Here is a 23,322-nt window from a genome sequence, read left to right as displayed (position 1 = left end):
GCCGATGACCACGACCAGCCCCAGCGTGCGGACCTCGGAGTTCAGGCTTCTGGCGACGCCGCTGGTGCTGTTCCTCTTGGTGTTCCTCGGCTTCCCGGCCATCGTCAATCTGGTCTACTCTGTCTCGCAGGTGTCCTTCGAGACCCTGCGCAGCCCGCAATTGTCCGGCTTCTCGAACTTCGCCGCGGTGTGGAACGACGCCGCCTTCTGGCGGTCGGTCTGGTTCTCGCTGCGCTTCGGGGTGCTCACCGCGCTGCTCGAATGCGGGCTCGGCCTGTTCCTCGCCATCTTCCTGTCGCCGCTGATCGTGAAGCGGAGCTGGCTGCTGGCGATCCTGATGCTGCCGCTGATGGTGGCGCCGGCGCTGGTCGGGCTGATGTACCGGCTGGTGCTACACGAATTCGTCGGCCCGGTGCCCTATTATCTGTGGACCTGGTTCGGGGCGGGCGTCTCCTTCCTCGGCCCCGGCTCGGCCTTCTGGACGCTGGTCACGGTCGAGTCGCTGCAATGGACGCCCTTCGCGCTGCTCCTGTTCTACATGGCCTATCAGGCCATTCCGGCCGACATCGGCGAGGCGGCGGCCATCGACGGAGCCGGGCCGCTCCGGCGGCTGTGGCGCATCGAACTGCCGCTGATGGCGCCGACCATCGTGGCGGCGCTGCTGATCCGCTTCATCGACGGCTTCCGCGTCTTCGACAATGTCTATGTGCTGACCGGCAGCGGCCCCGGCGGCGCGACCGCATCGCTGTCGATCTACATCTACGAGGCCTTCTTCAAGCAGGGCGCCATCGGCAAGGCGGTGGCGGCCTCGGTGCTGCTGTTCGCCGCCTCCTTCGCCGTGCTCTACGGCCTCAATGCGCTTGCCACACGCCGCAAGGGAGCCGCCGCATGATCACCGCGCTGCGCTGGCTGGTCTTCGCCGTCGCCGCGCTGGCGATGAACTTCCCGATCCTGGTGACGCTCGCCACCTCGTTCAAGAGCGCGCGCGAACTCACCACCAATCCGGGCCTGTGGGTGCAGGCGCCGACGCTGGCGAACTATATGGCCGTGTTCCAGGTGACGGATCGGCTCAACATCGCGCTCTACCTGTTCAACAGCATGGTCGCGGCGCTGACCGGCACCGTGCTGGCCGTGGTGCTGGCCCTGCCCGCCGCCTATGCCATCGCGCGCGGCCGGGTGGGCGAGCGCACGCTGCTGCCGCTGATCGTCAACCTGCGCGCCGTGCCGCTCATCATCTTCGCCATTCCGCTCTACATGATGTTCCAGTGGCTGGCCCTGCTCGACACGCGGCTGGGGCTCGGCCTCATCCTCACCATCGTCAACCTGCCGCTGGCGCTGATCATTCTCGTCAACGCCATTCGCGAGCTGCCGGCCGAGCTGGACGAGGCGGCACAGATCGACGGCGCGGGACGCACCCGCACGCTTGTGCGCATCATCGCCCCGGTGTGCCGGCCGGCCATCGTCACCAGCCTGATCTTCGGCTTCATCACCGCCTGGAACGAGTTCCTGTTCGGGCTGATGCTGACCACCTCCAAGGCGGTGCCGATCACGGTCGGCGCCTCGTTCTTCTTCGCGGCCAGCGGCGGCGGCGTGCAGTGGGGCGTGGCCTCGGCGGTGATGATCGTCGGCGCGCTGCCGCCGGTGCTGCTCGGCCTCGTCATGTACCGCCAGATTAGCGGCTCGATGACCGCCGGCGCGGTGAAGGGCTGACCGGCCCGGCCGGGGTTCAGAGCCTGCGGCCGTCCTCGTCGAACAGGAAGGCGCGCGCCGGATCGATGCCGAAGCGGGCCTCGTCGCCGGCGGCGAAGCTGCGCGCATCGCGGCTTTCGACGGTGAGGCTCTCGCCATTACCGAGCTGGGCATGGGCGTAGGAGACGCCTCCCAGCCGCTCCATCAGCGTCACCAGGCCGGTGAGTGCGGCCGCGGCACCTTCCGCTGGCACGAAATGCTCCGGCCGGAGGCCGAGGCTGACCTTTGCGCCCGGCTTCGGCAGTTCGCCCCGCGTCGCCACGGCGAGCCCCGAAAGTCCGGCTTCCGGTGCCGAGACGACCGCCTTACCGCCCTCCACCGCTTCCACTGTCGCGGGAATGAAATTCATGCGCGGCGAGCCGATGAAACCGGCGACGAAACTGTTGTCGGGGTTCTCGTAGAGATCGAGCGGCGCGCCGACCTGCTCGATGCGCCCGGCGCGCAGCACGACGATGCGGCTGGCCAGCGTCATCGCCTCGACCTGATCGTGGGTGACGTAGATCATGGTCGTGCCGAGCTGCTGGTGCAGGCGCGCGATCTCGATGCGCATCTGCACGCGCAGCTCCGCGTCGAGATTGGACAGCGGCTCGTCGAACAGGAACACGCCGGGCTGGCGCACGATGGCGCGGCCGATGGCGACGCGCTGGCGCTGGCCGCCGGAAAGCTCGCGCGGCTTGCGCTTCAGATAGGGCTCCAGATGCAGGATCTTCGCCGCCTCGGCCACCTTGCGCTCGATCTCCGCCTTCGGCCGCTTCGCCATTTCCAGTGGAAAGCCCATATTGGCCGCCACCGTCATGTGCGGATAGAGCGCATAGGTCTGGAACACCATGGCGATGCCGCGCCTGGCCGGGTCCTCGCCGGTGACGTCGCGTCCGCCGATCTCGATGCGGCCTTCCGAGGTGCTCTCCAGCCCGGCGATCATGCGCAACAGAGTGGACTTGCCGCAGCCCGACGGGCCGACGAAGACGACGAACTCGCCATCGGTCACGTCGAGATCGACGCCACGGATCACTTCCGTCTCGCCGAAGCGCTTCTTCACCGATTTGAGCGACAGGCCGGCCATATGTTTCTCCTATGCTATTTCACCGCGCCTTCGGTCAGGCCGGCGACGAACCAGCGCCCGACGAGGGCGAAAAGGACAACGACGGGGATGATGGCGGCGGTGGCGCCGGCCAGCAGCAGGCCCCAGTCGATCTGGTACTGGCCGATGATGCCGGCGAAGCCGACCGGGATGGTGCGCCGCGCATCGGACACGATCAGCACCGAGGCGAACAGATATTCGGTCCAGGACGAGATGAAGGCGAAGATCGCCACGCTGGCGATGCCGGGCGCGATCAGCGGCATGAGGATGCGCACCAGGATGGTGAGCGGCGGCGCGCCGTCGACCACGGCCGCCTCCTCGATCTCGCGCGGCACGGTGGCGAGGAAGGAGCGCATCATCCAGATCGAGAAGGGCAGCGCCAGCGCCACATTGACGATGACCAGCGCCGCGCGGTTGTCGATCAGGCCGACGCGGGCGAACAGGCCGTAGAGCGGGATGAGCACGACGACGCCCGGAAAGGCGTAGGCCAGCAGGATCACCCGGTAGAGCGCGGCGCGACCCGGGAACTCCATGCGGAAAAAGGCATAGGCGGCCGGCAGGGCGAGAAGCACGGTGAAGGCGGTGGAGAACAGCGCCACCGCCAGGCTGTTGACGAGATAGACCGGGAAGTCGGACGCCTGCAGCAGCTTCTCGAAATGCCGGAGGGTGAAGGAATGCGGCACCATGGTGGGCTGGCGCTGGATGATCTCGCGCGGCAGCTTGATCGAGCCGGTGACCACCCACCAGAACGGCAGGCCGATGATCAGCGCGATGAAGGCAAGGCTGCCATAGAGCGCCGCTGCCTGCCGCCGGCTCCGCCTCATCGGGCCGGCTCCGTCGCGGTCATGACGCGGGTGGTGAGGAAGGCGAAGCCCATCAACAGGATGCTGGTCAGCACCGAGACGGTGGCCGCCTCGCTCAGCCTGTAGCCCTTGAAGGCGGTCTCGTAGATCAGCACCGGCAAGGTGGTGCTGGCGCCGGCCGGCCCGCCGGCGGTGAGCAGCCAGATGATGTCGAACACGTTGAAGGAGAGCAGCGTGCCGACCACGCCCAGCACCAGCAGCGACGGCTGCAGCAGCGGCCAGGTGATGCGCCGGAAGCGCTGCCACGCGCCGGCGCCGTCGATGCGCGCCGCCTCGTAGAGGTCGCCGGGGATGCGGGTGAGGCCGGCCAGCATCATCAGCGCCGTGAAGGGAAACCAGCGCCAGGAATTGATGAGGATCAGCGTGGTCATGGCGCTCTCGCGGGTGGCGAAGAAGCCGACCGGCCGCTCGATCACGCCGGCCTGGATGAGCAGCGGGTTGATCATGCCGCCCGAGGTGGAGAGCAGCCAGCGCCAGATGATGACCACCACCACCGTCGGCACGATCCAGGTCAGGATGATCCACACGCGGGCGACGCGCACGCTGGGGAAACGCTGGTTGAGAACCAGCGCCGTCACCAGCGCCAGCGCGGTCTGCACGACGGCGTTGCCCAGCACCCATACCACGCTGCGGCCGAGCGCGCGCCAGAAGCCGGCGCCGCCCAGCACCGCCGCATAGTTGGCGAGGCCGACGAAACGCCCCTGCGAGCCGATCACCCCGACATTCTGGAAGCTGAGCAGCAGCGCCTGCACCAGCGGCCAGCCGAGCACGGCGAGCAGGAACAGCATGGCGGGCGAGACGAAGAGGAACGCAAGCGTGGTGTTCTTCATCGTCCGCGCCGTCCGCCGCACAGTTCCAGATCGCCATGCGTCCTATCGGACGCGTTACGATCTGTCCTTCTGTTTGAGCATCGGATTTTCCGAAAACCGGATTCCACCTTTCGGTCCGATGCTCTAGCGGGCGATGTCGCTCATCTTCGCCTGGCCGGCCTTGACCGCATCGGCCGGGCTCTGGCCGTCGACGACGATCTGCTGCAGGGTTTCGGCGATGACGTTCTGCGCCGAGATGGCGCCGATCGAGGGGAACACCTTGCCGGTGGTAAAGCCGAACAGCTTGCCGCCATGCGAATTGGCGATCATCGTCTCGACCTGCGCCTTGTACTTGGTCACGACCGGATCGTTCCAGAACGAGTCGGCCTTGGCGCCGTCGCCGGTCACCGGCAGGAACAGGCCCGGCTCCATGTTGAGGAAGCGGCCGTAGTTTTCCGGCTCCAGCAGCCAGGCGATGAAGGTTCCGGCCGCCTTCTGGCGGGCCTCGTCCTTGGTGGTGACCATCAGCGCGTTGGGATAGGAGATGGTGCCGGGTCCGCCCTGGCTCTCGGCATGCGGCACGGCCGCGACGGCGAGGTCGGCGGCATCGCCCTCGGCCTGCGTGTCATAGGTGTTGATGACGCTGAACTGCAGGATCATGCCGCAGGTGTCGGAGGCGAAGCAGGCTTCCGCCTCGCCCCAGGTCCACGACCCGTTGTCGGCGGGCGAGAGCTTGGCCAGCTTGCTGTAGAAATCATAGGCCTCGACGGTGGCCGGCTTGTCGAAATCGACGCTGCCGTCGTCCTTGTAGATGTCGGCTGCGCCGGCATTGACCATGAAGGTGTAGACGGTCTGGTCGGTGTAGAGCTGCTTGTTGGCCGGCAGGCCGATGCCGTAGCGCCCGTCCACGGACAGTTTCTCGGCCGCCGCCTGCCATTCGCTCCAGGTCTTCGGCACCTCGATGCCGGCCTCCTTGAAGACGCTGTTGCGATACCACAGCGACAGCGCCATGTTGTAGGCCGGCACCGCCCAGACATGGTCGTCATACTGGTAGGGCTTCAGCGCCGCCTCGATGAAGCCGTGCTTGCCGTCCAGCTCCTTGACCAGATCGTCCACCGGGACGACCGCGTCGATGCCCTTGATGACGGTGGTGAAGTCGGGGATGGTGAACAGGATATCCGGCCCCGTGCCCGCCGCGAAGGCCGCCGGCGCCTTGGCATAGACCTCGCCCCAGCTCTGCGGTTCCTGGCTGACCTGGATGTCGGGATGGGCCTTGTTGAACTCGTCCAGCAGCTCCTGCACGCGCTGCACGCGATGCGGCGGCTGCTCCATGTGCCAGAGCGTGAGCTTGACGGTCTCGGCCTGCGCCGTGCCGGCCAGAAGCAGGGCGGCGAAGCCGGCAAGAAGGGAAAGTCCGGTTGGCTTCATGACAATTCTCCCATTGACCCGGCCGTGGCCGGCTTGCTCAAAGATGCGGGTTGCGGGGCCGGTAGCGGGCCACCAGCCCTTCATTGACCTCTGCCGCGCCCGGCATGTTGGCGCTGAGATAGATGGGAGCGGCGGCGCCCGAGGATTGCAGGCGCACCGCGGCCTCGGCAAACACCGCGTTCATCAGCGCCGCGCCGATCGAGGTCGAGATCGGCCCGACGCGCAGTTGCGAGCCCGGCACGCTCATGATGGCGTCGCCGGGCGGTGCGCCATTGTCGAGCACGATGTCGGCAACGTCGGCGACCCGGGTGCGGCCGCGCGCCGCCTGCCGGGAATAGTCCTGCGAGGTGATGGCGATGACGGTGGCGCCCTTGGCCTTGCCGGCCTCGGCCGCCTCGACGGTGGCGGCGTTGACGCCGCTGTTGGAGACGATGATGAGGACATCGCTGGGGCCGATCGGATAGCGGCGCAGCACCGGCGCCACCATGCCCGGCATGCGCTCGAACGCGGTGCTGGCCACCGCGCCCTCATGCACCATCAGCGGCGTCGACAGGATCGGCACGGTCAGCGCCAGCCCGCCGGCGCGGTAATGCGCCTCCTCGGCCATGGTGTGGCTGTGGCCGGTGCCGAAGATGTAGACCAGCCCGTCGGCGCGCGCCGTGCGCTCCACCGCATCGGCGGCGGCGGCGATCGCATCTCCGTTCAGCTCCATCAGCCTGGCGGTGCGCTCGGCAAGCTCGGTCAGATAGGCGGCGGCGGTGGGCGTCTTGGTCATGCCTGGTTCCTGGCCTTGTTCCGGAAAGTCACTATGGGCTGCATCGCCGGGCCGCATCCATGGCGGCCGGCCCGCGCATATTCGGGCGGGCGGAGCAGGATGGCAAGCGGCGGTTCGGCATGCTGCATCATCGGCCGGTATGCTCCAGGTATGTAAGTGGTATGTACCACTCTGCCCGGCGCTGTAAAGTGCGGCGGCTTCCTTATCCCAGCACTTTGTCGCGATGGGCGCGGTAGGCGGCGAAAGCGCGGTCCCATTGCGGCGCGGCCGCCCTGTCCGGCTCATGCCGGCGCTGAATGGCGCGGGTGGAGACCGAAGCCTCCTCCACGCTGGCGAAGCGGCCAACCGAAGTGGCCGCCAGCAGGGCGGCGCCGCGGGCGCCGAACTCGGTGCCGGCCGGCACCAGCACGGTGACGCCCAGCGCATCGGCGATCATCTGGCTCCACATCGGGCTGCGGGCGCCGCCGCCGGTCAGCAGGATCTCGCCTCCCGCCCCCTCCAGTTCCCGGAACAGGTCGCGCAGCGCCAGCACCACGCCCTCATAGACGGCGCGCAGCATATGCGGGCGGCCGTGCCGGGGCGTCAGCCCGTGGAAGCCGGCGCGCGCCGCGCGGTCGACCACCGGCGCGATGATGCCGCTTTCGCTGAGATAGGGCAGGTAGACCACGCCTTCGCTGCCCACCGGCACCGGCGCGATCATCGCCTCCATGCGGGCATAGAGGTCGGGCGCACCGGCAAGGTCGGGCAGCAGCGTCGCCACCGCCCAGTCGAGATTGAGCGTGCCGGCGACATTGACCATGGCGCGATACCAGCCGCTGCCTGGCAGGGTGAAGAGCAGGCCGAGATCGGGCGGCGTGAACACCGGCCGGTCATGCACCACGCCGACCATGCAGGTGGTGCCGAGCACGGCCAGCGCCATGCCGGGCTGCAAGGCGCCGGCTCCGGTCACCGTCGCCGGCACGTCGCCCGCGCCTATGGCAACGGGTGTGCCGGCCGCCAGCCCGGTCGCTGCGGCGGATTCCGGGGTTATGTCCCCGCCGACCGTTTCGGAGTCGCGCACCGCCGGCAGTTTCGGCGCCAGATCGGAGACGCCGAACAGGTCCAGCATTTCGGCGCTGCGGTCGCGCCGGGCGGCGCTTCCGGGGGCCACGGCAGCCTCGGTGCGGTCGGCCGCGACGCGGCCGGTCAGTTTCAGGCGCAGGAAATCCTTGTAGCTGAAGGCATGGGCGGCGCGCGCCAACACGTCCGGCTCGTATTCCTTCATCCACATCAGCAGCGGCAGGGTGCAGCCCTGCTGCAGCACGCAGCCGTTCGACAGGAAGACGCGCCGGTAGAGATCCGGGATTTCCGCCGCACGCCGGTCGAGGAGGTCCTGCGCGCGGCTGTCCTCCCAGATGATGCCGGGGCGCAGCGCCCGGCCCTCGGCATCGACCAGCCACAGGCCGACCATGGCCGCCGACAGGCCGACCACTGCAATATCCCTGCCGGTCACGCCGGCATCCTGCAATGCGGCGCGGATCGCCGCCACCGCCGCCTGCCAGGCCGCATCCGGATCGATCTCCGACCAGCCCGGCTGCGGCCGCAGCAGGCGGATGCGATGGCCGCCGGCGCCAAGCTGGCGGCCGGCGGCGTCGAACACCGCCGCCTTGGTCACCGAGGAGCCGGCATCGATGCCGAGGAACAGGTCGCTCATGACGGTTTTCTCCCGGCCGCGGCCTGCCCGCCGGACCGTTCGCGATGAGATATGGAAGTCACGCCTGTCGCCCGCGTTTCAAGGGACTTTTGAAAAGCATTCGGGAAATAAAGCATTTCGAGGCGAAGGGGAACGCAGCCCGGCAAGGCGGGGTCAGCGCCGTTCGGGCGTGCGGCCCGCCACCAGCTGCAAGGCTTCCACCAACTCGACCATCCACAAGCGCATCAGGACGAGGATGGCGACGAGCCTGTAGCGCAGGGGATGGCGGCGGTCGCGCAGGAACGCCCACGCGCCGCGCAGCGGCGGCACCAGCGTGCGCAGCAGCCACATCAGCCGCCGCGACGCCGATCCGGCCCTGAGCTGGCCGCCCTTGATGCGGCGCGCCTTGGTGGCGATCTCCTGCCATGTGGTGCGGGCGGGATGGTCGACGCGCATATCGGCTGCGTAGATCAGCGCATGGCCGGCGGCGACCGCCCGGCGGCACAGATCCGCGTCGCCCCCAGAGAAGCGCTTGCTGTCGAAGCCGCCGAGCTTCCTGAACACCGGCATCGGCACGGCGAGATTGGCCGTGGCGGCATAGCCGCGCCCCACATAACGCTGCTGTGGGATGCCCTTGACGACATCATAGATCTCGGCCGCGCCCGGCCGGGCCGATTGCGCCACGACCATGACCGCCCCGGCGATCAGCGCATCGCCGTTCGTATCGGCGGCGGCCCGGTCCAGCCCTGCGAGCCAGCCCGGGGCCGGCAGGCAATCGCCGTCGGTGAACACCAGCCAGTCGCCTTTCGCCTGCGATGCGCCGAGATTGCGCGCGGCATAGGAGCCGGGCGTGTCGCAGCGCAGGATGCGCGCATTGGCCGGCAGATGGTCGGGCGGCGCGAATTCCGGCGAGCCGTTATCGACGAGGATCACCTCGAAGCGCGCCGCCGGCAGGGTCTGCCGCTCCAGGCGCTCAAGCAGCGCCGGCACCAGATGCCATTGCATGTAGACCGGCACGATGACGGAGAACAAGGCGCCCGCATCGTCCGGCATGGCTTGGGCGGTCGGGCCTGGCTGCGCTGGGCGTGTCATCGGCTGTCATGCTCCGTTTCGAGCCCGTCTTCATGTCCGCCCGGCGCGGCGCTGCCGGCAAGGTCTTCTATGCGCCGGGACAGGTCCGCATAGATGGCCGAGGCACTGTAGCGGGCAAGGAACTGGTCCCGTATGCGGGAGCGGTCGATGCCGACGCGACCGGTATCGGCGTCTTGGGCCAGCACCTCCCCGATCGCCGCCGCCATGGCCTCGCCGTCGCCGGCGGCCACCGTGCGGCCGGCGCCGAGGCGGGCCAGAAGTTCGGCCGCCTCGCCCTGAAGCGTCGATATCTGGAAGGCGCCATAGGCCATGTATTCGAAGATCTTGTTGGGCAGGCCCTGCGGCGCGCCCTGCCTGTAGGGCATCAGGCCGATGGCGCTCGCATCGAGAAGCAGGGCGATCTCGCCGGCCGAGAGCCAGCCGGGCGCCACCACGTTCGACAGGATATCGATGCGCTTGAGCAGGCGCTCCCGTTCATGGCCGTCGCCGGCCAGCACGAACAGGGCATCGCTGCGGCCTTCGAGCCGCGCCGCCGCCTCGACCACCGTGTCGAGATCGTAGGTCGCGCCCCAGTTGCCGACGAAGCTGACCAGCGGCCGTGCCGGATCGGCCCCCAACTGCCGCAGCAGGTTCGCGCGGTCGCCGTCGGGCACCGGGGCAGGCTGGTAGCCGAGGGGAACGACCGCATCGAGCGCGCTGCCGGCGCGGCCGCCTTTGGCCAGCCCCCACTCCAGATAGCGCGGCGAGATGCCGATGATCGCCGTGGCATGGCGGCAGGCATAGGCGGCCTGGCGCTCGAAGCCAGCCAGGGCGAACCGGGTCAGCGGTCGCACCGCGGGCGGCAGGAAGTCGCTGAAGAAATCCGGCCACAGGTCGCGGATGGACAGAAGCGAGGGCAGGTTCCATTGCCGGGCCAGACGCATGGCGGCCTCGGCCGCCTCCGTGGTCGGCAGGTCGGCGACGATGATGTCGGGACGCTCGGTGGCCCGCTCCGCAGCGGCGCGGAAGGCACGGGCGAAGACGCGGTTGTGCCACACCCTGAACGGGCTGATGTTGTGGCGGTAGCCCGGCGCATGCAGGACCTCGATGCGGTAATTGTCCGCGATCCGGTGGGTTTCGCTGCGGCGCGTGCGCTGGCGCTTGGCGTAATGGTCGAAGCTGGAGGTGAACCACACCACCTCGTGGCCCCGCCCGGCCAGCGCATTGCACAGCATGGCGCAGCGCATCAGCCGGCGGTCGCCGTCATCGGTGGGCAGCGGCTCCATGTCGCGAACCACCCAGATGCGCAGGGCCCGGGGCGCAGAGCCGCCGCCGGCGCCGGGCATGTGCCGTTCCGCCGCCTCCTCTTCCCGCTCACCCCCCGCCAGGGGATGCGATCGCGGCTCTGTCATGTCAGGGCTTTTCCGCTCGCGGCAAGCTCATGGGGTCCGTATGCTGACGATTCATCGCGGCATGGGTAACGGCTGGCGGGGCCGGACGCAACCGCCATGGCCGGCATGGCGATCCATCAGATTCCCGGGGATGCCGCTTCCTGCGACTGGAGCCGTGCCGCCTTGCGCGTGGCACGGACGAAGGCGGCAAGGAACATGCAGCTCATCAACAGCACGATGGTGGGCGCCGGCGCGCTGTCGATGAAGAAGGCGGCGTAGACGCCGAGGAACGACGAAGCCACCGCCACGAGGAGCGACACCAGCATCATGCCGGCGAAGGTGCGCGCCAGCAGGAAGGCGATGGCGCCGGGCGCGATCAGCATGGCGATGGCCAGGATGATGCCGACCGCCTGCAGGGCGCCGACGATGGTCAGCGAGATCAGCGCCAGCAGGCCGTAGTGCAGCAGGCCGACCCTGAGGCCCACAGCCTGAGCCTGCGCCGGATCGAAGGCATGCAGCAGGAAATCCCGCCACTTCAGCGCGACGATGCCGGCGGTGACGGCGGCGATGACGGCCGACATGGCGATGTCGTTCCACGACACGCCCAGCATGTCGCCGAACAATATGTGGTCGAGATGCACGTCCGACTGGATCTTGACGTAGAGCACCAGTCCCAGCCCGAACATGCCGGAAAAGACGATGCCCATCACCGTATCCTGCTTGATGCGGCTGTTGTCCTTCAGGAAGCCGGTGGCGACGGCGCAGAACATGCCGGCCACGAAGGCACCGATGGCATAGGGAAAGCCGACGATATAGGCGATCACCACGCCCGGGAACACGGCGTGGCTGATGGCGTCGCCCATCAGCGACCAGCCCTTCAGCACGAGGAAGCAGGACAGGAGCGCCATGGGAATCGCCACCAGCACCGAGATGATCAGGGCGTTGACCATGAAGTCGAACTGGAAGGGCGAGGCGAGCGTTTCGAGGAAGCTCATGGCGCGGCCTCCTGCATTGCCTCTGCCGCGCGGCGGCGGGCGGCCAGCATGCCGTGCTTGGGGGCGAAGACGAAGGCGGCGAGGAACACCGCCGTCTGCAACACCACGATGATGCCGCCGGTGGCGCCGTCGAGGAAATAGCTGGCATAGGCGCCGGTGAAGCTGGTCACCGCGCCGATGGCCACGGCCAGCACCAGAAGGCGCGGGAAGCGGTCGGTGAGCAGATAGGCGGTGGCGCCGGGCGTCACCACCATGCAGATGACCAGAAAGGCGCCCACCGTCTGCAAGGCCGCGACGGTCGAGGCCGACAACAGGGTGAAGAACACGATCTTGAGCAGCGTCGGGTTGAGGCCGATGGTGCGGGCGTGGCTCTCGTCGAAGAAGGTGACCATCAGGTCCTTCCACTTCGCCAGCAGGACGGCCAGCGACACGAAGCCGATGATGGCGAGCTGGAGCGTGTCTTCCGGCGTGATGGCGAGGATGTTGCCGAGCACGATGGTCTGGATGGACACGGACGTCGGCGAGATCGACACCATGAACAGGCCGAGCCCGAAGAAGGAGGAGAAGATCAGGCCGATGATGGCGTCTTCCTTCAGCCGGGTGCGCTGGTTGAGGAACAGCATGGCGGCGGCGGCGAGACCGCCCGAGAAGAAGGCCCCGATCGAGAACGGCAGGCCGAGCATGTAGGCGCCGGCCACGCCCGGAACGATGGAGTGCGAGAGCGCGTCGCCGATCAGCGACCAGCCCTTGAGCATGAGATAGCAGGACAGGAAGGCGCAGACGCCGCCGACCAGCGCCGACACCCACATGGCGTTGACCATGTAATGGTAGGAAAAGGGCTCGAGCAGCAGGCTCATTTGCGCCCCCCGCTGAGCTTGTGCTCCATGGCGTCCTTCTCGCCGTAGAAGACCAGCGGCCGCTCGTCGTCGGTAATGACCGAGAGCCGGCGGCGGTCGTCATCCTCGTGCAGGCCGGCCCCGCCGAGCACGAAATGGCGCAGCACGCCGCCGAAGGCGCGCTCCAGATTGGCCTGGGTGAACACGTCCTGCGTCAGGCCATAGGCCAGGACCGTGCCCTTGATGAGCACGGTGCGGTCGCAGAATTCCGGCACCGAGCCCAGATTGTGGGTGGAGACCAGCATCACCCTGCCCTCGTCGCGCAACTCGCGCAAAAGGGCGATGATCTGCTCCTCGGTCTTGACGTCGACGCCGGTGAACGGCTCGTCGAGCAGGATGACGCGGCTGTCCTGCGCCAGCGCGCGGGCAAGGAAGACGCGCTTCTTTTGGCCGCCGGAAAGCTCGCCGATCTGGCGCTTGCGGAAATCGCCCATGTTGACGCGGGCAAGGGCGGCGGCCACCGCCTCATGATCGGCGCGGCGCGGAATGCGCATCATGCCCATATGGCCGTAGCGGCCCATCATCACCACGTCCTCGACCAGCACGGGGAAATTCCAGTCGACCTCCTCGGCCTGCGGCACATAGGCGACGAGGTTGCGGCGCAGTGCCTGCTTCACCGGCATGCCGAGCACCGAAATCTCGCCCCTGGCCAGCCGCACGAAGCCCATGATCGCCTTGAACAGGGTCGATTTGCCGGAGCCGTTGACGCCGACGAGGGCGGCGATGGTGCCGGTGGGGATCTCGAAACCGGCATCGCACAAGGCGGTGTGGCCGTTGCGGTAGGTGACGGTCGCGCCCCTGACCGCGATGCCCGATCCGGCGTCACCCGGCCCCGCATCTTCCGATGCGGGGCGGCGAGGGGTCTTCACATGGCCGGGGCTTTTCACATGGGTTGTCACGGTGTCATTTCCCTTGGGATCAATCCGCCTGCGCCAGGCCCTTGGCGATGGTGTCGGACGTCACCCGCAACAGGTCGATATAGGTCGGCACGGGACCGTCCGCCTCGGTCAGCGAGTCCACATAGAGCACACCGCCATATCGGGCGCCTGTCTCGCGGGCGACCTGCTTGGCCGGCTTGTCGGAAATGGTGCTTTCGGAGAACACCACGGTGATGCCGTTCTCCCGCACCGCGTCGATGACCTTGCGCACCTGCTGCGGCGTGCCCTGCTGGTCGGCGTTGATCGGCCACAGGTAAAGCTCCTTCAGGCCGAAGTCGCGGGCGAGATAGGAGAAGGCGCCCTCGCTCGACACCAGCCAGCGCTTGTCCTGCGGCACCGCGTCGAGCTCGGCCTTGATCGGCGCGATCGCGGCGGTGATCTTCGCCTTGTAGGCTTCCGCATTGGCCTTGTAGGCCTCGGCGTTCTCCGGGTCGTATTTCACGAAGGCATCGCGGATGTTGTCGACATAGATGAGCGCCGAGGTCGGCGACATCCAGGCATGCGGATTGGGCTTGCCCGTGTAAGGCCCTTCGGAAATGCCCATCGGCTCGATGCCCTCCGACACCACCACGCCGGGCACATCCTGCAGGTTCCGGAAGAATTTCTCGAACCACAGTTCGAGGTTCAGCCCGTTCCACAGGATGAGCTGGGCGCCCTGCGCGCGCTGGATGTCGCCCGGCGTCGGCTGGTAGTTGTGGATCTCGGCGCCCGGCTTGGTGATCGATTCCACGATGGCCGCATCGCCGGCGACATTCTGCGCCATGTCGGCAATGACGGTGAAGGTGGTGACGGCCTTGAACTTCTCGGCCGCCTGGGCCGGCAGGGCCACAATAAGGGCGGCAAGGGCGCCGCTCACCATGGACGTGAGAACCGCGCGCCTCGGCAGGTCGAACATATGGGCTTCCTTCTTGCGACTGTGTCTTGTTTGCAATCTTAGCGCGCACCGCCGGGCCGTGGTCGCGTTCATCTGCGACAGGTTTCCGGCAGGTGGCCTTCGTACTTAATATGCTTTTAAGAATGAATTGCAATATTGACGGCGAAAATTTCCTGATGAGGCGGGAACAGAAACATTGCGATATCCGCCCTCCCCCGGCGCTTCAGCGCCGCTTTCGTGCCGGTTGCGAGCTGCAAACGGCCCCCTTTCAGGCGCGCCACCCCTTCCCGCTCACAAAGCCAGGGCAGGAACCGGCAAAGCGGCGGGACCATGCCCCGCCGCCTGTTCTCACTTCGCCCAAGGCCGGATGCGGCAGTCGCGCCGCCCTATTCCGCCGGAACCGGACTGGCTTTCGCCTCGAGCACCGCCAGTTCCTCGGCCTTCGGCACCGACAGCCACACCGCCAGCATGAAGCCGGCCGCACCGCCCAGCAGCTTGCCCAGCATCAGCGGCAGGATCATCGTCGGCTGGAAATTGGCCGAGAAGGCCAGATGGTCGCCGAAGGTGAAGGCCGCGCACACGGCAAAGGCGATGGCCAGCACCTTGTCGCGCGGCTGCATCTTGCCGACCAGCCGGTACATGGCGAGGATGTTGGCGCTGGCGGCCAGCAGCCCGGCCGCCCCTTCCGGCGACACGCCGATGCGCGCCCCGATCACCTGCATCGGCCCGGCAAGATATTTGGTCAGCAGATAGACCATGGGGAAGGCGCCGGCCAGCATGATGCCGATATAGCCGGCGATCTCCAGCGCCCGGAACTGGTCCTGCTCGTCGGCGATGATCGGGTCGAAGCCCCAGGAGCCGAACACGGTGCTGAAGAAGCCGGTGAAATATTCGACTATTGAAGCGACCAGCACCAGGGTGATGCCGGCATACATGATGCGGCCGAACCACAGGAAGCCGGCGATCATGGCATCCGGCGCGAAGCGCAGGCCGAGCGCGATGGCCACGCAGAACACGATCAGCGGCAAAAGATTGCGCAATATGTCGCCGATGGTCAGCGCGATCTGGTGGGTGGCCTCGGCCGTGGTCGAGACCTCGGGCCGGATGTCGAGGCCGGCCAGCGCGATGATGGCGCAGGCGATGAACACGCCGATGGGCACGCTGAGGATGCCCGACATGATGCCGAGCGCCATGTATTTGTGATCGGATTTGGCGAGCATCGCCAGACCCACGGGAATCGAGAAGATGATGGTGGCGCCGGACGTGAAGCCGACGATGGTGGCGATCATCCAGGCGTCGCGCGAACCGGCCAGCGTGTCGGCAAGCTGGTAACCGCCCATGTCGACGGCGATCACCGTGGTCGCCGCGATCGAGGGATCGGCCCCGATCATGGCGAACAGCGGCCCGACCGCGATGCGGATGAACTCGGACAGGTAGGGGATGGCGGCCATGATGCCGGCCACCGGAATGAAGATCGGGCCGATGGAATGCAGGCCCTCGATGAATTCCTTGCCGAGCCCGGTTTCCGGGTTGCGGATCGAGGCGATGGCGCCGGCGACGGCGCACGCCATGATGATGTAGATGACGAAAGTTCCGATTGAAGCCATTTGCCTTACCTCCCAGTGGCGCGTGCGCGCCGGCAGACTTTATCGACGCCCTTCCCGATCAGGCTTTCACGCGTTCCCCTTGCGGATCGTAGAGCGGCGCCACGTGGATCGTGGCGGCGAAGCGCTCGTTCGCCACGATGAGTTCGTAAGTGCCGGACGACAGGAATGCATCGTCCACGCCGGCCGCGTTGCGCACATAGCCGTAGCCGATGGGCAGGCCAACCGTGTAGCCGAAGCCGCCGCTGGTCAGGTAGCCGACCGGCTCGCCATCGCGCAGGATGGTCTCGCGGCCGAGCAGCACCACCTCCGGGTCCTGCGTGGTGAAGCAGGCCAGGCGCTTCGGCAGCGGCTTGCCGGCTGCGGCCGCGCACGCCTCGCGGCCAATGAACTCAGTGCCCTTCTTCAGCTTCACCGCCCAGCCGAGGCCGGCCTCGAACGGGTTGTCGTTGGGCGTGATGTCCGAGCCCCAGGCGCGGTAACCCTTTTCCAGCCGCAGCGATTCGATGGCCCGGTAGCCGGTCGGGCGGATGCCGTGCGGCCGGCCCGCCGCCATCAGCGCATCAAACACCTCACCGGTGCCGGCGATGGGCACATGCAGTTCCCAGCCCGGCTCCCCGACATAGGTGACGCGCAGCGCCCGCACCTTGTGGCCGGCGATCCCGATCTCCCGCACCCGGCCGAAGGGGAAGGCGGCATTGGAGACCTCCGCATCGGTCACCTTCTCCAGCACCGACCGCGCCGCCGGCCCCATCAGCGACAGCGTGCCGTGGTCCTCGGTGACATCGACGATGCGGGCATCCGCGCCCGCTGGCAGATGCTCCTCGATCCACGCAAAATCATGGGTGCGCGAGCCGGTGCCGGTGACGATGTAGAAGCGGTCTTCCGCCAGTCGCGCGACGGTGAGGTCGCATTCGATGCCGCCGCGCGTGTTGAGGATCTGCGTATAGGTCAGGCGCCCCGGCTCTCTGGCGACAGCGTTGGCGCAGATCAGCTCAAGTGCAGCGGCCGCATCCCTGCCCTTCACCTCGAACTTGGCGAAGGACGACTGGTCGAACAGGCCGACTTTTTCGCGCACGGCCCTGTGTTCTTCGCCCAAAGGGCCGAACCAGTTCTGGCGGCCCATCGAATAGACGTCCTTCGGCTCCATGTCCTCCGGGGCGAACCAGTTCGGGCGCTCCCAGCCGAGCTTGGAGCCGAACACGGCGCGATGCTTTTTCAGGCGCTCGTAGAGCGGCGAGACGATGCGCGGGCGGCCGCTCTCATACTCCTCATGCGGGAAGGCGACGGTGTAGTGCTTGCCATAGGCTTCCAGCGTGCGCTCCTCGACCCAGGCGCGGTCGCGGTGCAGACCGGAGAAGCGGCGGATGTCGACCACCCACAGGTCGAGCGGGGCTTCCCCGCGAACCACCCATTCGGCCAGCACCCAGCCAGCGCCGCCGCCGGAGGCGATGCCGAAGGCGTTGAAGCCGGCGCCGACGAACATGTTGGCGCATTCGGGCGCGCGGCCGAGGATGAAATTGCCGTCCGGCGTGAAGCTCTCTGGACCGTTGATCATCTGCTTGACGCCGCTCTCGGCCAGCGCCGGCACACGGGCGATGGCCTGCTCCATGTGCTGCTCGAAATGATCGTAGTCGTCGTCGAAGAGCTGGAATTCCCACCGGTCGGGCACGTCGCCGCCGGGCAGGCCGGTAACCCAGCTTTGCGGGTTCGGCTCGTAGCCGCCCATGACCAGGCCGCCGACTTCCTCCTTGAAATAGATGCGCCGGTCGGGGTCGCGCACCGTCGGCGTGTCGGGCGAAAGGCCGTCGATCTTCTCGGTGACGATATATTGGTGCTTCACCGGTTGCAGCGGCACGGAAACATTCGCCATCGCACCGATCTGGCGGGCCCACTGGCCGCCGCAATTGACCACCGTCTCGCAGCCGATGCGGCCGTGGTCGGTTTCCACCGCCGTGATGCGGTTGCCGTCCATGACGAAGCCGGTGACGCGCACGCCCTCGAACAGCTTCGCGCCATGCATGCGCGCGCCCTTGGCCAGCGACTGGGTGATGTCGGAAGGGCTGGCCTGCCCGTCGGTCGGCAGCCAGGACGCGCCGATCAGGTCGGACGTATCCATCAGCGGCCACATGCGCTTGACCTCGTCGGGCGAGATCAGGTGCATGTCCATGCCGAAGCTGCGCGCCGTGGTGGCCAGCCGTCGAAACTCGGTCCAGCGGTCTTCGTTGGTGGCGAGCCGCAGGCAGCCGGTCATCTTCCAGCCGGTCTCGAGGCCGGTTTCCTCATGCAGCTTCTTGTAGAGCTCGACCGAATATTTCAGCACGCGGGTGATGGAGGCGGAGGAGCGCAGTTGCCCCACCAGCCCCGCCGCGTGCCATGTCGAGCCCGAGGTGAGCTTGCCCTGCTCCAGCAGGATCACGTCGGCCTTGTGATCGCGAGCCAGATGATAGGCCGTTGAGCAGCCGATGATGCCGCCGCCGATGACGATGATCCGGGCATGGGAAGGCAGGGAATTGACCATCAGGCGCGTCCATATTGGGTGCGATAGGCGTCGAGCGCGGCGTCGAGCCGCTTGAGGTTTTCCGCCGTATAGGCGACGTAGTCGGTGCCCGGCGCATCGAGATAAAGCTCCGACACCATGCTCCACATGGCCTCGCGCAGCAGCGAGGCGCATTGCATGGCGGCCAGCGAGCGCCTCAGCCCCTCGTCCGGCGCATGGCCGAAATAGGCGCCGAGCAGTGCTTCCGATTCCTCCGGCGAGAAGCCGGCATTGGAGGAAAGCCCGGCAAGGTCGAACATGGCGGTGGAGAAGCCCGCATATTCGAAATCGATCAGCCACAGGCGCCTGCCGTCATCGAGCAGGTTGGCGGGCAGAAGGTCGTTGTGGCCGAAGACGATGGGAAGCGGTATCTGTGCGGCTTCAAGCTCATCCGCCATTGCCAGATAGGTCGGCAAATGCTCCGCCATGCGGCTCCCACCCTCGTCCAGCGTGCGCGCATAGTCACGCACCACATGGAACGGCCAGAACATGAAGCCCGGGCCCGAGACATGGTGCGGCATCTTCTCGTGGAAGCCGCGCACGATCTCGGCCACGCGCCCGATATTGGCGCGCACATCAGCCTCTGCAAAAGTCCTGGCGCGCAGATAACGGCAGACCATGACGCCGGGCTCGGCATGTTCCACTTCCGGCGCGAAGCCCGCCCTCTCGGCGGCGCGCGCCGTCATCAGCTCGCGGTCGCGCAGCACGTGATGGAACGGATAATCCTGGCCGAAGCGGACCACATGCCCGCCGGCGTCGTCGGTGACCAGCCAGCTCTCGTTGCTGATGCCGCCCATCAGCGGCTCGATAGCGATAGAGCCCTTCCAGATGGGCAAAGCCGCGATCCGCCCGGATCGCACGGCCGTGATTTCCCGGACCACCGCCATATTTCCTCCCGCAACCTTCGGCTGCCTTGTTTTGTCGAAGGATCGGTTCGACGGCTCATTAAGTCAACAGGAAAATGTGGATTTTTGACCGGAGTTGCACGATTCTAACTTAATAACCGGTCATGAACCGTAAAAAACGGTCACGCTCAACGAGGCTCAGCAAGATGGACTACTCCCCCCGCCACGGCCGCATCCTCAGCCTTCTCAACGACGAAGGCACCATAGGGGTCGGCGAACTGGCCCAGCGCCTCGACGTGTCGGTCGAGACCGTGCGGCGCGACATCAAGGCGCTGGCCGGGCGCGGCGACATCGTGCGCATGCATGGCGCGGTCGGCCTGCCCTCGGCCATCAGCGAAGCGCCGTTCGAGCGCCGCATGCGCGAGAACCGGCAGGCCAAGGAGGCCATCGCCCGGCTTGCCGCCGCGACCATCCGCGACGGCGAATCGATCATGCTCGACACCGGCACCACGACCAGCATCCTGGCCCGCGCCCTGCTCGGCCACCGGCGGCTGACGGTGGTGACCAATTCATCCGACATCGCCCGCACGCTGGCGACCATCAACGGCAACAAGGTCTATATGGCCGGCGGCGAACTGCGCAGCGACAGCGGCGCGGCGCTCGGCTTCTCGGCCATCGAGTTCGTCAACCGCTTCAGCGTCGACCACGCCGTCATCTCGGCCGGCGCGGTCAACGCCGCCACCGGGGTGATGGATTACGATCTCGAGGAAGCGCAGTTCGGGCAGGCGGTGCTGGCGCGCGGGCGCAGGCGCGTCGTCGTCACCGACGCCTCCAAGTTCGGCCAGAAGGGGCTGGTGCGGGTCTGCGCGCTTTCGGATTTCGACGAACTGGTCGTCAACCGCGCGCCGCCGGACGATCTGGCCGATGCGCTCGCCCGGGCCGAGGTCGCGGTCAAGGTCTGCGCCTAGACAGAATTGCGTCAAAACATCGCCATCGCGGCCGAAAGCGTGTAGCGGAAGGCATGTCGATGAGATGCATGGGAGAAGAGGATGAGCGCAATGGATGTCGTCAAGGTCGGCCGGCAGGATGATGTGGCGGTGGTCACGCTGAACAACGCGCCCGTCAACGCGCTCTCCCACGCGGTGCGATCGGCCTTGCAGGGTGCCTTTCACGAAGCCGACCGGGACGACGCCATCCGTGCCATCGTTCTGGCCGCCAACGGCAAGGTGTTCTGCGCCGGCGCCGACATTTCCGAATTCGACCAGCCGCCGCGGGCACCGCTGCTGCCCGACCTGCTCGCCTTCATGGATACGCTGGCCAAGCCGGTGGTGGCCGCTGTCGGCGGCGCCGCGCTCGGCGGCGGCTGCGAACTGGCGCTGGCCTGCGATGCCCGCATCGCCACCCCTTCGGCCGGTTTCGGCCTGCCGGAGGTCAAGCTCGGCCTGCTGCCGGGGGCCGGCGGCACGCAAAGGCTGCCGCGCCTGATCGGGGCTGCCGCCGCGCTGGAGATGATGACCGGCGGCGAGCCGCGCAAGGCCGAGGAGGCGCTGGCGCTGGGCATCGCCGACCGCATCGCCACTCCGCAGGACCTGCTGGCGGAAGCGGCCGCTTTGGCCCGCCAGGTCGCCGGCGAGGGCAGGCGGCGCCTCAGCGCCAGGGGCATGGACGCGGGCGAGTTGCCCGGCTTCGAGGAAAAGGCCGCGGTGCTGGTGAACAAGCACGAGGACGCCGACGAGATCGCGGCCATAATCGCCAGCATCCGCAACAGTTTCGGCACCGACTTTGCCGCCGCCTGCCGCGAGGAGCAGGCCCTGTTCCAGAAGCTGCGGCAGGGCGCGCGCTCGAAAGCGCTGCGCTACGCCTTCTTCGCCGAGCGCCGCAGCGCCCATGTCGAGGGCGTTTCCCCCAAGCCGGAAAAGCCCATCGAGACGGTCGCCGTCATCGGCGGCGGCACCATGGGCAGCGGCATCGCCATGTCGTTCGCCAATGCCGGCTTTCCGGTGACCCTGATCGAGACCGATGAGGAGGGCGCCGCGCGGGCGCAGGAACGGGTCGGCGCGACCTATGACATATCGGTCAGGCGCGGCAGCCTCAGCGCCGAGGACAAGACGCAGCGCATGGCGCGGATTTCCTTCAAGGCCGGGCTCGACCATGCCGCGGGCGCCGATCTCGTCATCGAGGCCGCCTTCGAGGACATGGGGGTGAAGCGCGATATTTTCGGCCGGCTCGATGCGGTCGCCAGGCCCGATGCGGTGCTGGCCACCAACACCTCCTATCTCGATGTCGAGGCGATCGCCGGCTTCACGGCCCGGCCGCAACAGGTGCTGGGCATGCATTTCTTCAGCCCGGCCAATGTCATGCGGCTGGTCGAGGTGGTGCGCACCGGCAAGACTTCGCCCGAGGCGCTGGCGCGCACGCTTGCCGCCGCACGGGCGCTCGGCAAGCTGCCGGTGGTGGTGGGCGTATGTCACGGCTTCGTCGGCAACCGCATGCTGGCGCGCCGCTCCGAGCAGGTCGACCGCATGCTGCTGGAAGGAGCGACCCCGGCGCAGATCGACGCGGTGCTGACCCGCTTCGGCTTCCGCATGGGCCCCTGCGCCATGGGCGACATGGCGGGGCTCGACATAAGCTGGCGCATGCGCAAGGCGACGGGCCGGCGCGCGCCGGTCGCCGATGCGCTGTGCGAGGCGGGCCGCTTCGGCCAGAAGACCGGCGCCGGCTACTACGCCTATCCGCAAGGCGCCCGGCAGGGCGTGGAGGACCCGGAGGCGCTGAAGCTGATGGAAGCGGTCTCGGCTCGCGAGGGCGTGGCGCGCCGCATCCTCGACGACCAGGAGGTTCTGGAACGCCTGGTCTACCCGATGATCGACGAGGGCGCGCGCATCCTGGCCGAAGGCATCGCCGCGCGCGCCTCCGACATCGACGTGATCTGGCTGCACGGGTACAATTGGCCGCGCGGGCTGGGTGGCCCGATGCACTATGCCGGCGAGGTCGGCCCCGACCTCATCGCCGAGCGGCTCGACGCCTATGCCGAACAAACCGGCGACGCGTCGCTGCGCCCGTTCGAACGGCTGGGCGAGATGGTCGGGAAGAAATGAACGGGACAGAAATGCGAACCGTCATCGCCATCGTTGCAACGCTTTTCATCGGCGTCATGGCCGCGCCGCTCGCCGCCCGGGGACAATCCATGCAGGACACCGCGCTTTTCACCGCCGCCGCCCGGGACGATGCCGAGGCCGTCCGCGAGCTGCTGGCCGCCGGCGCCGATATCGACGCAAGGGACGGCGAGGGGCGCACCGCCCTTCTGCTCGCCACCCACGCCAATGCGGTCGAGGCCGCCCGCGTCCTCATCGAAGCCGGCGCCAACGTCAACGCCAAGGACGGGATCGACGACAGCCCCTATCTCTATGCCGGGGCGCGCGGGCATCTCGAAATCCTCAAGCTGACGCTGGCGCACGGTGCCGACCTGAAAAGCACCAACCGCTATGGCGGCACGGCGCTCATCCCGGCCTCGGAACGCGGCCATGTCGAGACGGTGCGCACGCTGATCGAGGCCGGCGTCGATGTCGACCACGTCAACAGGCTGAACTGGACCGCGCTGCTGGAGGCGATCATCCTCGGCGACGGCGGCCCCCGGCACCGGCAGATCGTCGAGCAGCTGGTCAAGGCCGGCGCCGACGTGAATCTGGCGGACGGGAACGGCGTGACGCCGCTCCAGCATGCCCGCAGCGCCGGCTATGGCGAAATCGAGCGGATTCTTGCCGCCGCCGGCGCCCGATAAGGAAAGGGAGA

Annotated in this window: 21 protein-coding genes; 5 read left to right on the top strand and 16 right to left on the bottom strand. The window is 67.6% G+C overall.

The genetic code is table 11. The annotated features are described in order from the left end of the window. Positions 1-4 precede the first annotated feature (4 nt). Positions 5-892, top strand: a complete 888-nt coding sequence (locus tag ACVCNR_RS10195; protein ID WP_447074689.1) for a carbohydrate ABC transporter permease — start codon at positions 5-7, stop codon at positions 890-892. Then, a complete protein-coding gene (locus ACVCNR_RS10190; RefSeq protein WP_354193097.1) occupies positions 889-1,710 on the top strand; it encodes a carbohydrate ABC transporter permease in 822 nt (273 codons plus the stop codon). Before ACVCNR_RS10195 ends, ACVCNR_RS10190 begins: the two co-directional genes overlap by 4 nt. Positions 1,711-1,726: 16 nt before the next feature. Here ACVCNR_RS10190 and ACVCNR_RS10185 read toward each other — a convergent pair whose 3' ends face one another. From ACVCNR_RS10185 to ACVCNR_RS10110, 16 genes are all read right to left on the bottom strand, one after another. Then, positions 1,727-2,812, bottom strand: coding sequence for an ABC transporter ATP-binding protein (locus ACVCNR_RS10185; protein ID WP_447074688.1), 1,086 nt, complete (start codon positions 2,810-2,812; stop codon positions 1,727-1,729). Positions 2,813-2,826: 14 nt separating this feature from the next. Next, positions 2,827-3,654: a carbohydrate ABC transporter permease gene (locus tag ACVCNR_RS10180; RefSeq protein ID WP_447074686.1), complete on the bottom strand. Its 828-nt coding sequence runs from the start codon at positions 3,652-3,654 to the stop codon at positions 2,827-2,829. Beyond that, positions 3,651-4,523: a carbohydrate ABC transporter permease gene (locus ACVCNR_RS10175; protein WP_447074685.1), complete on the bottom strand. Its 873-nt coding sequence runs from the start codon at positions 4,521-4,523 to the stop codon at positions 3,651-3,653. The genes ACVCNR_RS10180 and ACVCNR_RS10175 overlap by 4 nt, the downstream gene beginning before the upstream one ends. Before the next feature lie 123 nt (positions 4,524-4,646). After that, on the bottom strand, positions 4,647-5,930 hold the full coding sequence (locus ACVCNR_RS10170) for an ABC transporter substrate-binding protein (RefSeq protein WP_447074684.1): 1,284 nt from the start codon (positions 5,928-5,930) through the stop codon (positions 4,647-4,649). 37 nt (positions 5,931-5,967) lie between these two features. Further along, on the bottom strand, positions 5,968-6,705 hold the full coding sequence (locus tag ACVCNR_RS10165; protein ID WP_354193104.1) for an SIS domain-containing protein: 738 nt from the start codon (positions 6,703-6,705) through the stop codon (positions 5,968-5,970). A 202-nt stretch (positions 6,706-6,907) separates the two neighbouring features. Next, positions 6,908-8,398, bottom strand: coding sequence for an FGGY-family carbohydrate kinase (locus ACVCNR_RS10160; RefSeq protein ID WP_447074683.1), 1,491 nt, complete (start codon positions 8,396-8,398; stop codon positions 6,908-6,910). A gap of 153 nt (positions 8,399-8,551) precedes the next feature. Beyond that, entirely contained in the window at positions 8,552-9,469 is a 918-nt protein-coding gene (locus ACVCNR_RS10155; RefSeq protein ID WP_447074682.1) for a glycosyltransferase family 2 protein, read from the bottom strand. Beyond that, positions 9,466-10,860 (bottom strand): glycosyltransferase family 4 protein, encoded by a 1,395-nt coding sequence (locus tag ACVCNR_RS10150; RefSeq protein WP_354193109.1) that lies wholly within the window; start codon positions 10,858-10,860, stop codon positions 9,466-9,468. The genes ACVCNR_RS10155 and ACVCNR_RS10150 overlap by 4 nt, the downstream gene beginning before the upstream one ends. Before the next feature lie 116 nt (positions 10,861-10,976). After that, complete coding sequence (locus ACVCNR_RS10145) at positions 10,977-11,834, bottom strand: metal ABC transporter permease (protein WP_447074681.1); 858 nt, start codon at positions 11,832-11,834, stop codon at positions 10,977-10,979. Then, on the bottom strand, positions 11,831-12,691 hold the full coding sequence (locus tag ACVCNR_RS10140) for a metal ABC transporter permease (protein ID WP_447074679.1): 861 nt from the start codon (positions 12,689-12,691) through the stop codon (positions 11,831-11,833). Before ACVCNR_RS10140 ends, ACVCNR_RS10145 begins: the two co-directional genes overlap by 4 nt. Continuing rightward, positions 12,688-13,599 (bottom strand): manganese/iron ABC transporter ATP-binding protein, encoded by a 912-nt coding sequence (locus ACVCNR_RS10135; RefSeq protein ID WP_447075673.1) that lies wholly within the window; start codon positions 13,597-13,599, stop codon positions 12,688-12,690. Before ACVCNR_RS10135 ends, ACVCNR_RS10140 begins: the two co-directional genes overlap by 4 nt. Before the next feature lie 49 nt (positions 13,600-13,648). Beyond that, positions 13,649-14,563, bottom strand: a complete 915-nt coding sequence (locus ACVCNR_RS10130) for a metal ABC transporter substrate-binding protein (protein WP_447074677.1) — start codon at positions 14,561-14,563, stop codon at positions 13,649-13,651. Between the two features lie 116 nt (positions 14,564-14,679). Beyond that, entirely contained in the window at positions 14,680-14,874 is a 195-nt protein-coding gene (locus ACVCNR_RS10125) for a hypothetical protein (RefSeq protein ID WP_447074675.1), read from the bottom strand. 54 nt (positions 14,875-14,928) lie between these two features. Next, positions 14,929-16,149 (bottom strand): ethanolamine utilization protein EutH, encoded by a 1,221-nt coding sequence (eutH, locus tag ACVCNR_RS10120; RefSeq protein WP_447074673.1) that lies wholly within the window; start codon positions 16,147-16,149, stop codon positions 14,929-14,931. 58 nt (positions 16,150-16,207) lie between these two features. After that, complete coding sequence (locus ACVCNR_RS10115; RefSeq protein ID WP_447074672.1) at positions 16,208-18,667, bottom strand: GcvT family protein; 2,460 nt, start codon at positions 18,665-18,667, stop codon at positions 16,208-16,210. Beyond that, the gene (locus ACVCNR_RS10110) at positions 18,667-19,572 is read right to left on the bottom strand and encodes a phosphotransferase (RefSeq protein ID WP_447074671.1); all 906 of its coding nucleotides are present in this window, start codon (positions 19,570-19,572) and stop codon (positions 18,667-18,669) included. Before ACVCNR_RS10110 ends, ACVCNR_RS10115 begins: the two co-directional genes overlap by 1 nt. A 164-nt stretch (positions 19,573-19,736) precedes the next feature. Between ACVCNR_RS10110 and ACVCNR_RS10105 the strand changes: the two genes are divergently transcribed. The 3 genes from ACVCNR_RS10105 to ACVCNR_RS10095 all read left to right on the top strand — a co-directional run bounded on the left by ACVCNR_RS10105 (position 19,737) and on the right by ACVCNR_RS10095 (position 23,311). Continuing rightward, positions 19,737-20,498, top strand: a complete 762-nt coding sequence (locus ACVCNR_RS10105) for a DeoR/GlpR family DNA-binding transcription regulator (RefSeq protein ID WP_354193116.1) — start codon at positions 19,737-19,739, stop codon at positions 20,496-20,498. A gap of 81 nt (positions 20,499-20,579) precedes the next feature. Then, complete coding sequence (locus ACVCNR_RS10100) at positions 20,580-22,628, top strand: 3-hydroxyacyl-CoA dehydrogenase NAD-binding domain-containing protein (protein ID WP_447074670.1); 2,049 nt, start codon at positions 20,580-20,582, stop codon at positions 22,626-22,628. Further along, positions 22,625-23,311, top strand: coding sequence for an ankyrin repeat domain-containing protein (locus tag ACVCNR_RS10095; RefSeq protein WP_354193118.1), 687 nt, complete (start codon positions 22,625-22,627; stop codon positions 23,309-23,311). The genes ACVCNR_RS10100 and ACVCNR_RS10095 overlap by 4 nt, the downstream gene beginning before the upstream one ends. Positions 23,312-23,322: the final 11 nt, after the last annotated feature.

Source organism: Aquamicrobium terrae (genome assembly GCF_052978165.1).
Note: the sequence above shows the minus strand (reverse complement) of the source record. Positions and strands in the feature narration are given on the sequence as shown.

Bases quoted from the DNA above. Each gene is read 5' to 3' on its own strand.
- ACVCNR_RS10165 (WP_354193104.1), bottom strand. From the start codon at position 6,705: ATGACCAAGACGCCCACCGCCGCCGCCTATCTGACCGAGCTTGCCGAG.
- ACVCNR_RS10105 (WP_354193116.1), top strand. From the start codon at position 19,737: ATGGACTACTCCCCCCGCCACGGCCGCATCCTCAGCCTTCTCAACGAC.
- ACVCNR_RS10180 (WP_447074686.1), bottom strand. From the start codon at position 3,654: ATGAGGCGGAGCCGGCGGCAGGCAGCGGCGCTCTATGGCAGCCTTGCC.
- ACVCNR_RS10150 (WP_354193109.1), bottom strand. From the start codon at position 10,860: ATGACAGAGCCGCGATCGCATCCCCTGGCGGGGGGTGAGCGGGAAGAG.
- ACVCNR_RS10155 (WP_447074682.1), bottom strand. From the start codon at position 9,469: ATGACACGCCCAGCGCAGCCAGGCCCGACCGCCCAAGCCATGCCGGAC.
- ACVCNR_RS10130 (WP_447074677.1), bottom strand. From the start codon at position 14,563: ATGTTCGACCTGCCGAGGCGCGCGGTTCTCACGTCCATGGTGAGCGGC.
- ACVCNR_RS10125 (WP_447074675.1), bottom strand. From the start codon at position 14,874: ATGGTCCCGCCGCTTTGCCGGTTCCTGCCCTGGCTTTGTGAGCGGGAA.
- ACVCNR_RS10110 (WP_447074671.1), bottom strand. From the start codon at position 19,572: ATGGCGGTGGTCCGGGAAATCACGGCCGTGCGATCCGGGCGGATCGCG.
- ACVCNR_RS10160 (WP_447074683.1), bottom strand. From the start codon at position 8,398: ATGAGCGACCTGTTCCTCGGCATCGATGCCGGCTCCTCGGTGACCAAG.
- ACVCNR_RS10170 (WP_447074684.1), bottom strand. From the start codon at position 5,930: ATGAAGCCAACCGGACTTTCCCTTCTTGCCGGCTTCGCCGCCCTGCTT.
- ACVCNR_RS10095 (WP_354193118.1), top strand. From the start codon at position 22,625: ATGAACGGGACAGAAATGCGAACCGTCATCGCCATCGTTGCAACGCTT.
- ACVCNR_RS10115 (WP_447074672.1), bottom strand. From the start codon at position 18,667: ATGGTCAATTCCCTGCCTTCCCATGCCCGGATCATCGTCATCGGCGGC.
- ACVCNR_RS10195 (WP_447074689.1), top strand. From the start codon at position 5: ATGACCACGACCAGCCCCAGCGTGCGGACCTCGGAGTTCAGGCTTCTG.
- ACVCNR_RS10100 (WP_447074670.1), top strand. From the start codon at position 20,580: ATGAGCGCAATGGATGTCGTCAAGGTCGGCCGGCAGGATGATGTGGCG.
- ACVCNR_RS10190 (WP_354193097.1), top strand. From the start codon at position 889: ATGATCACCGCGCTGCGCTGGCTGGTCTTCGCCGTCGCCGCGCTGGCG.
- eutH (WP_447074673.1), bottom strand. From the start codon at position 16,149: ATGGCTTCAATCGGAACTTTCGTCATCTACATCATCATGGCGTGCGCC.
- ACVCNR_RS10145 (WP_447074681.1), bottom strand. From the start codon at position 11,834: ATGAGCTTCCTCGAAACGCTCGCCTCGCCCTTCCAGTTCGACTTCATG.
- ACVCNR_RS10140 (WP_447074679.1), bottom strand. From the start codon at position 12,691: ATGAGCCTGCTGCTCGAGCCCTTTTCCTACCATTACATGGTCAACGCC.
- ACVCNR_RS10185 (WP_447074688.1), bottom strand. From the start codon at position 2,812: ATGGCCGGCCTGTCGCTCAAATCGGTGAAGAAGCGCTTCGGCGAGACG.
- ACVCNR_RS10175 (WP_447074685.1), bottom strand. From the start codon at position 4,523: ATGAAGAACACCACGCTTGCGTTCCTCTTCGTCTCGCCCGCCATGCTG.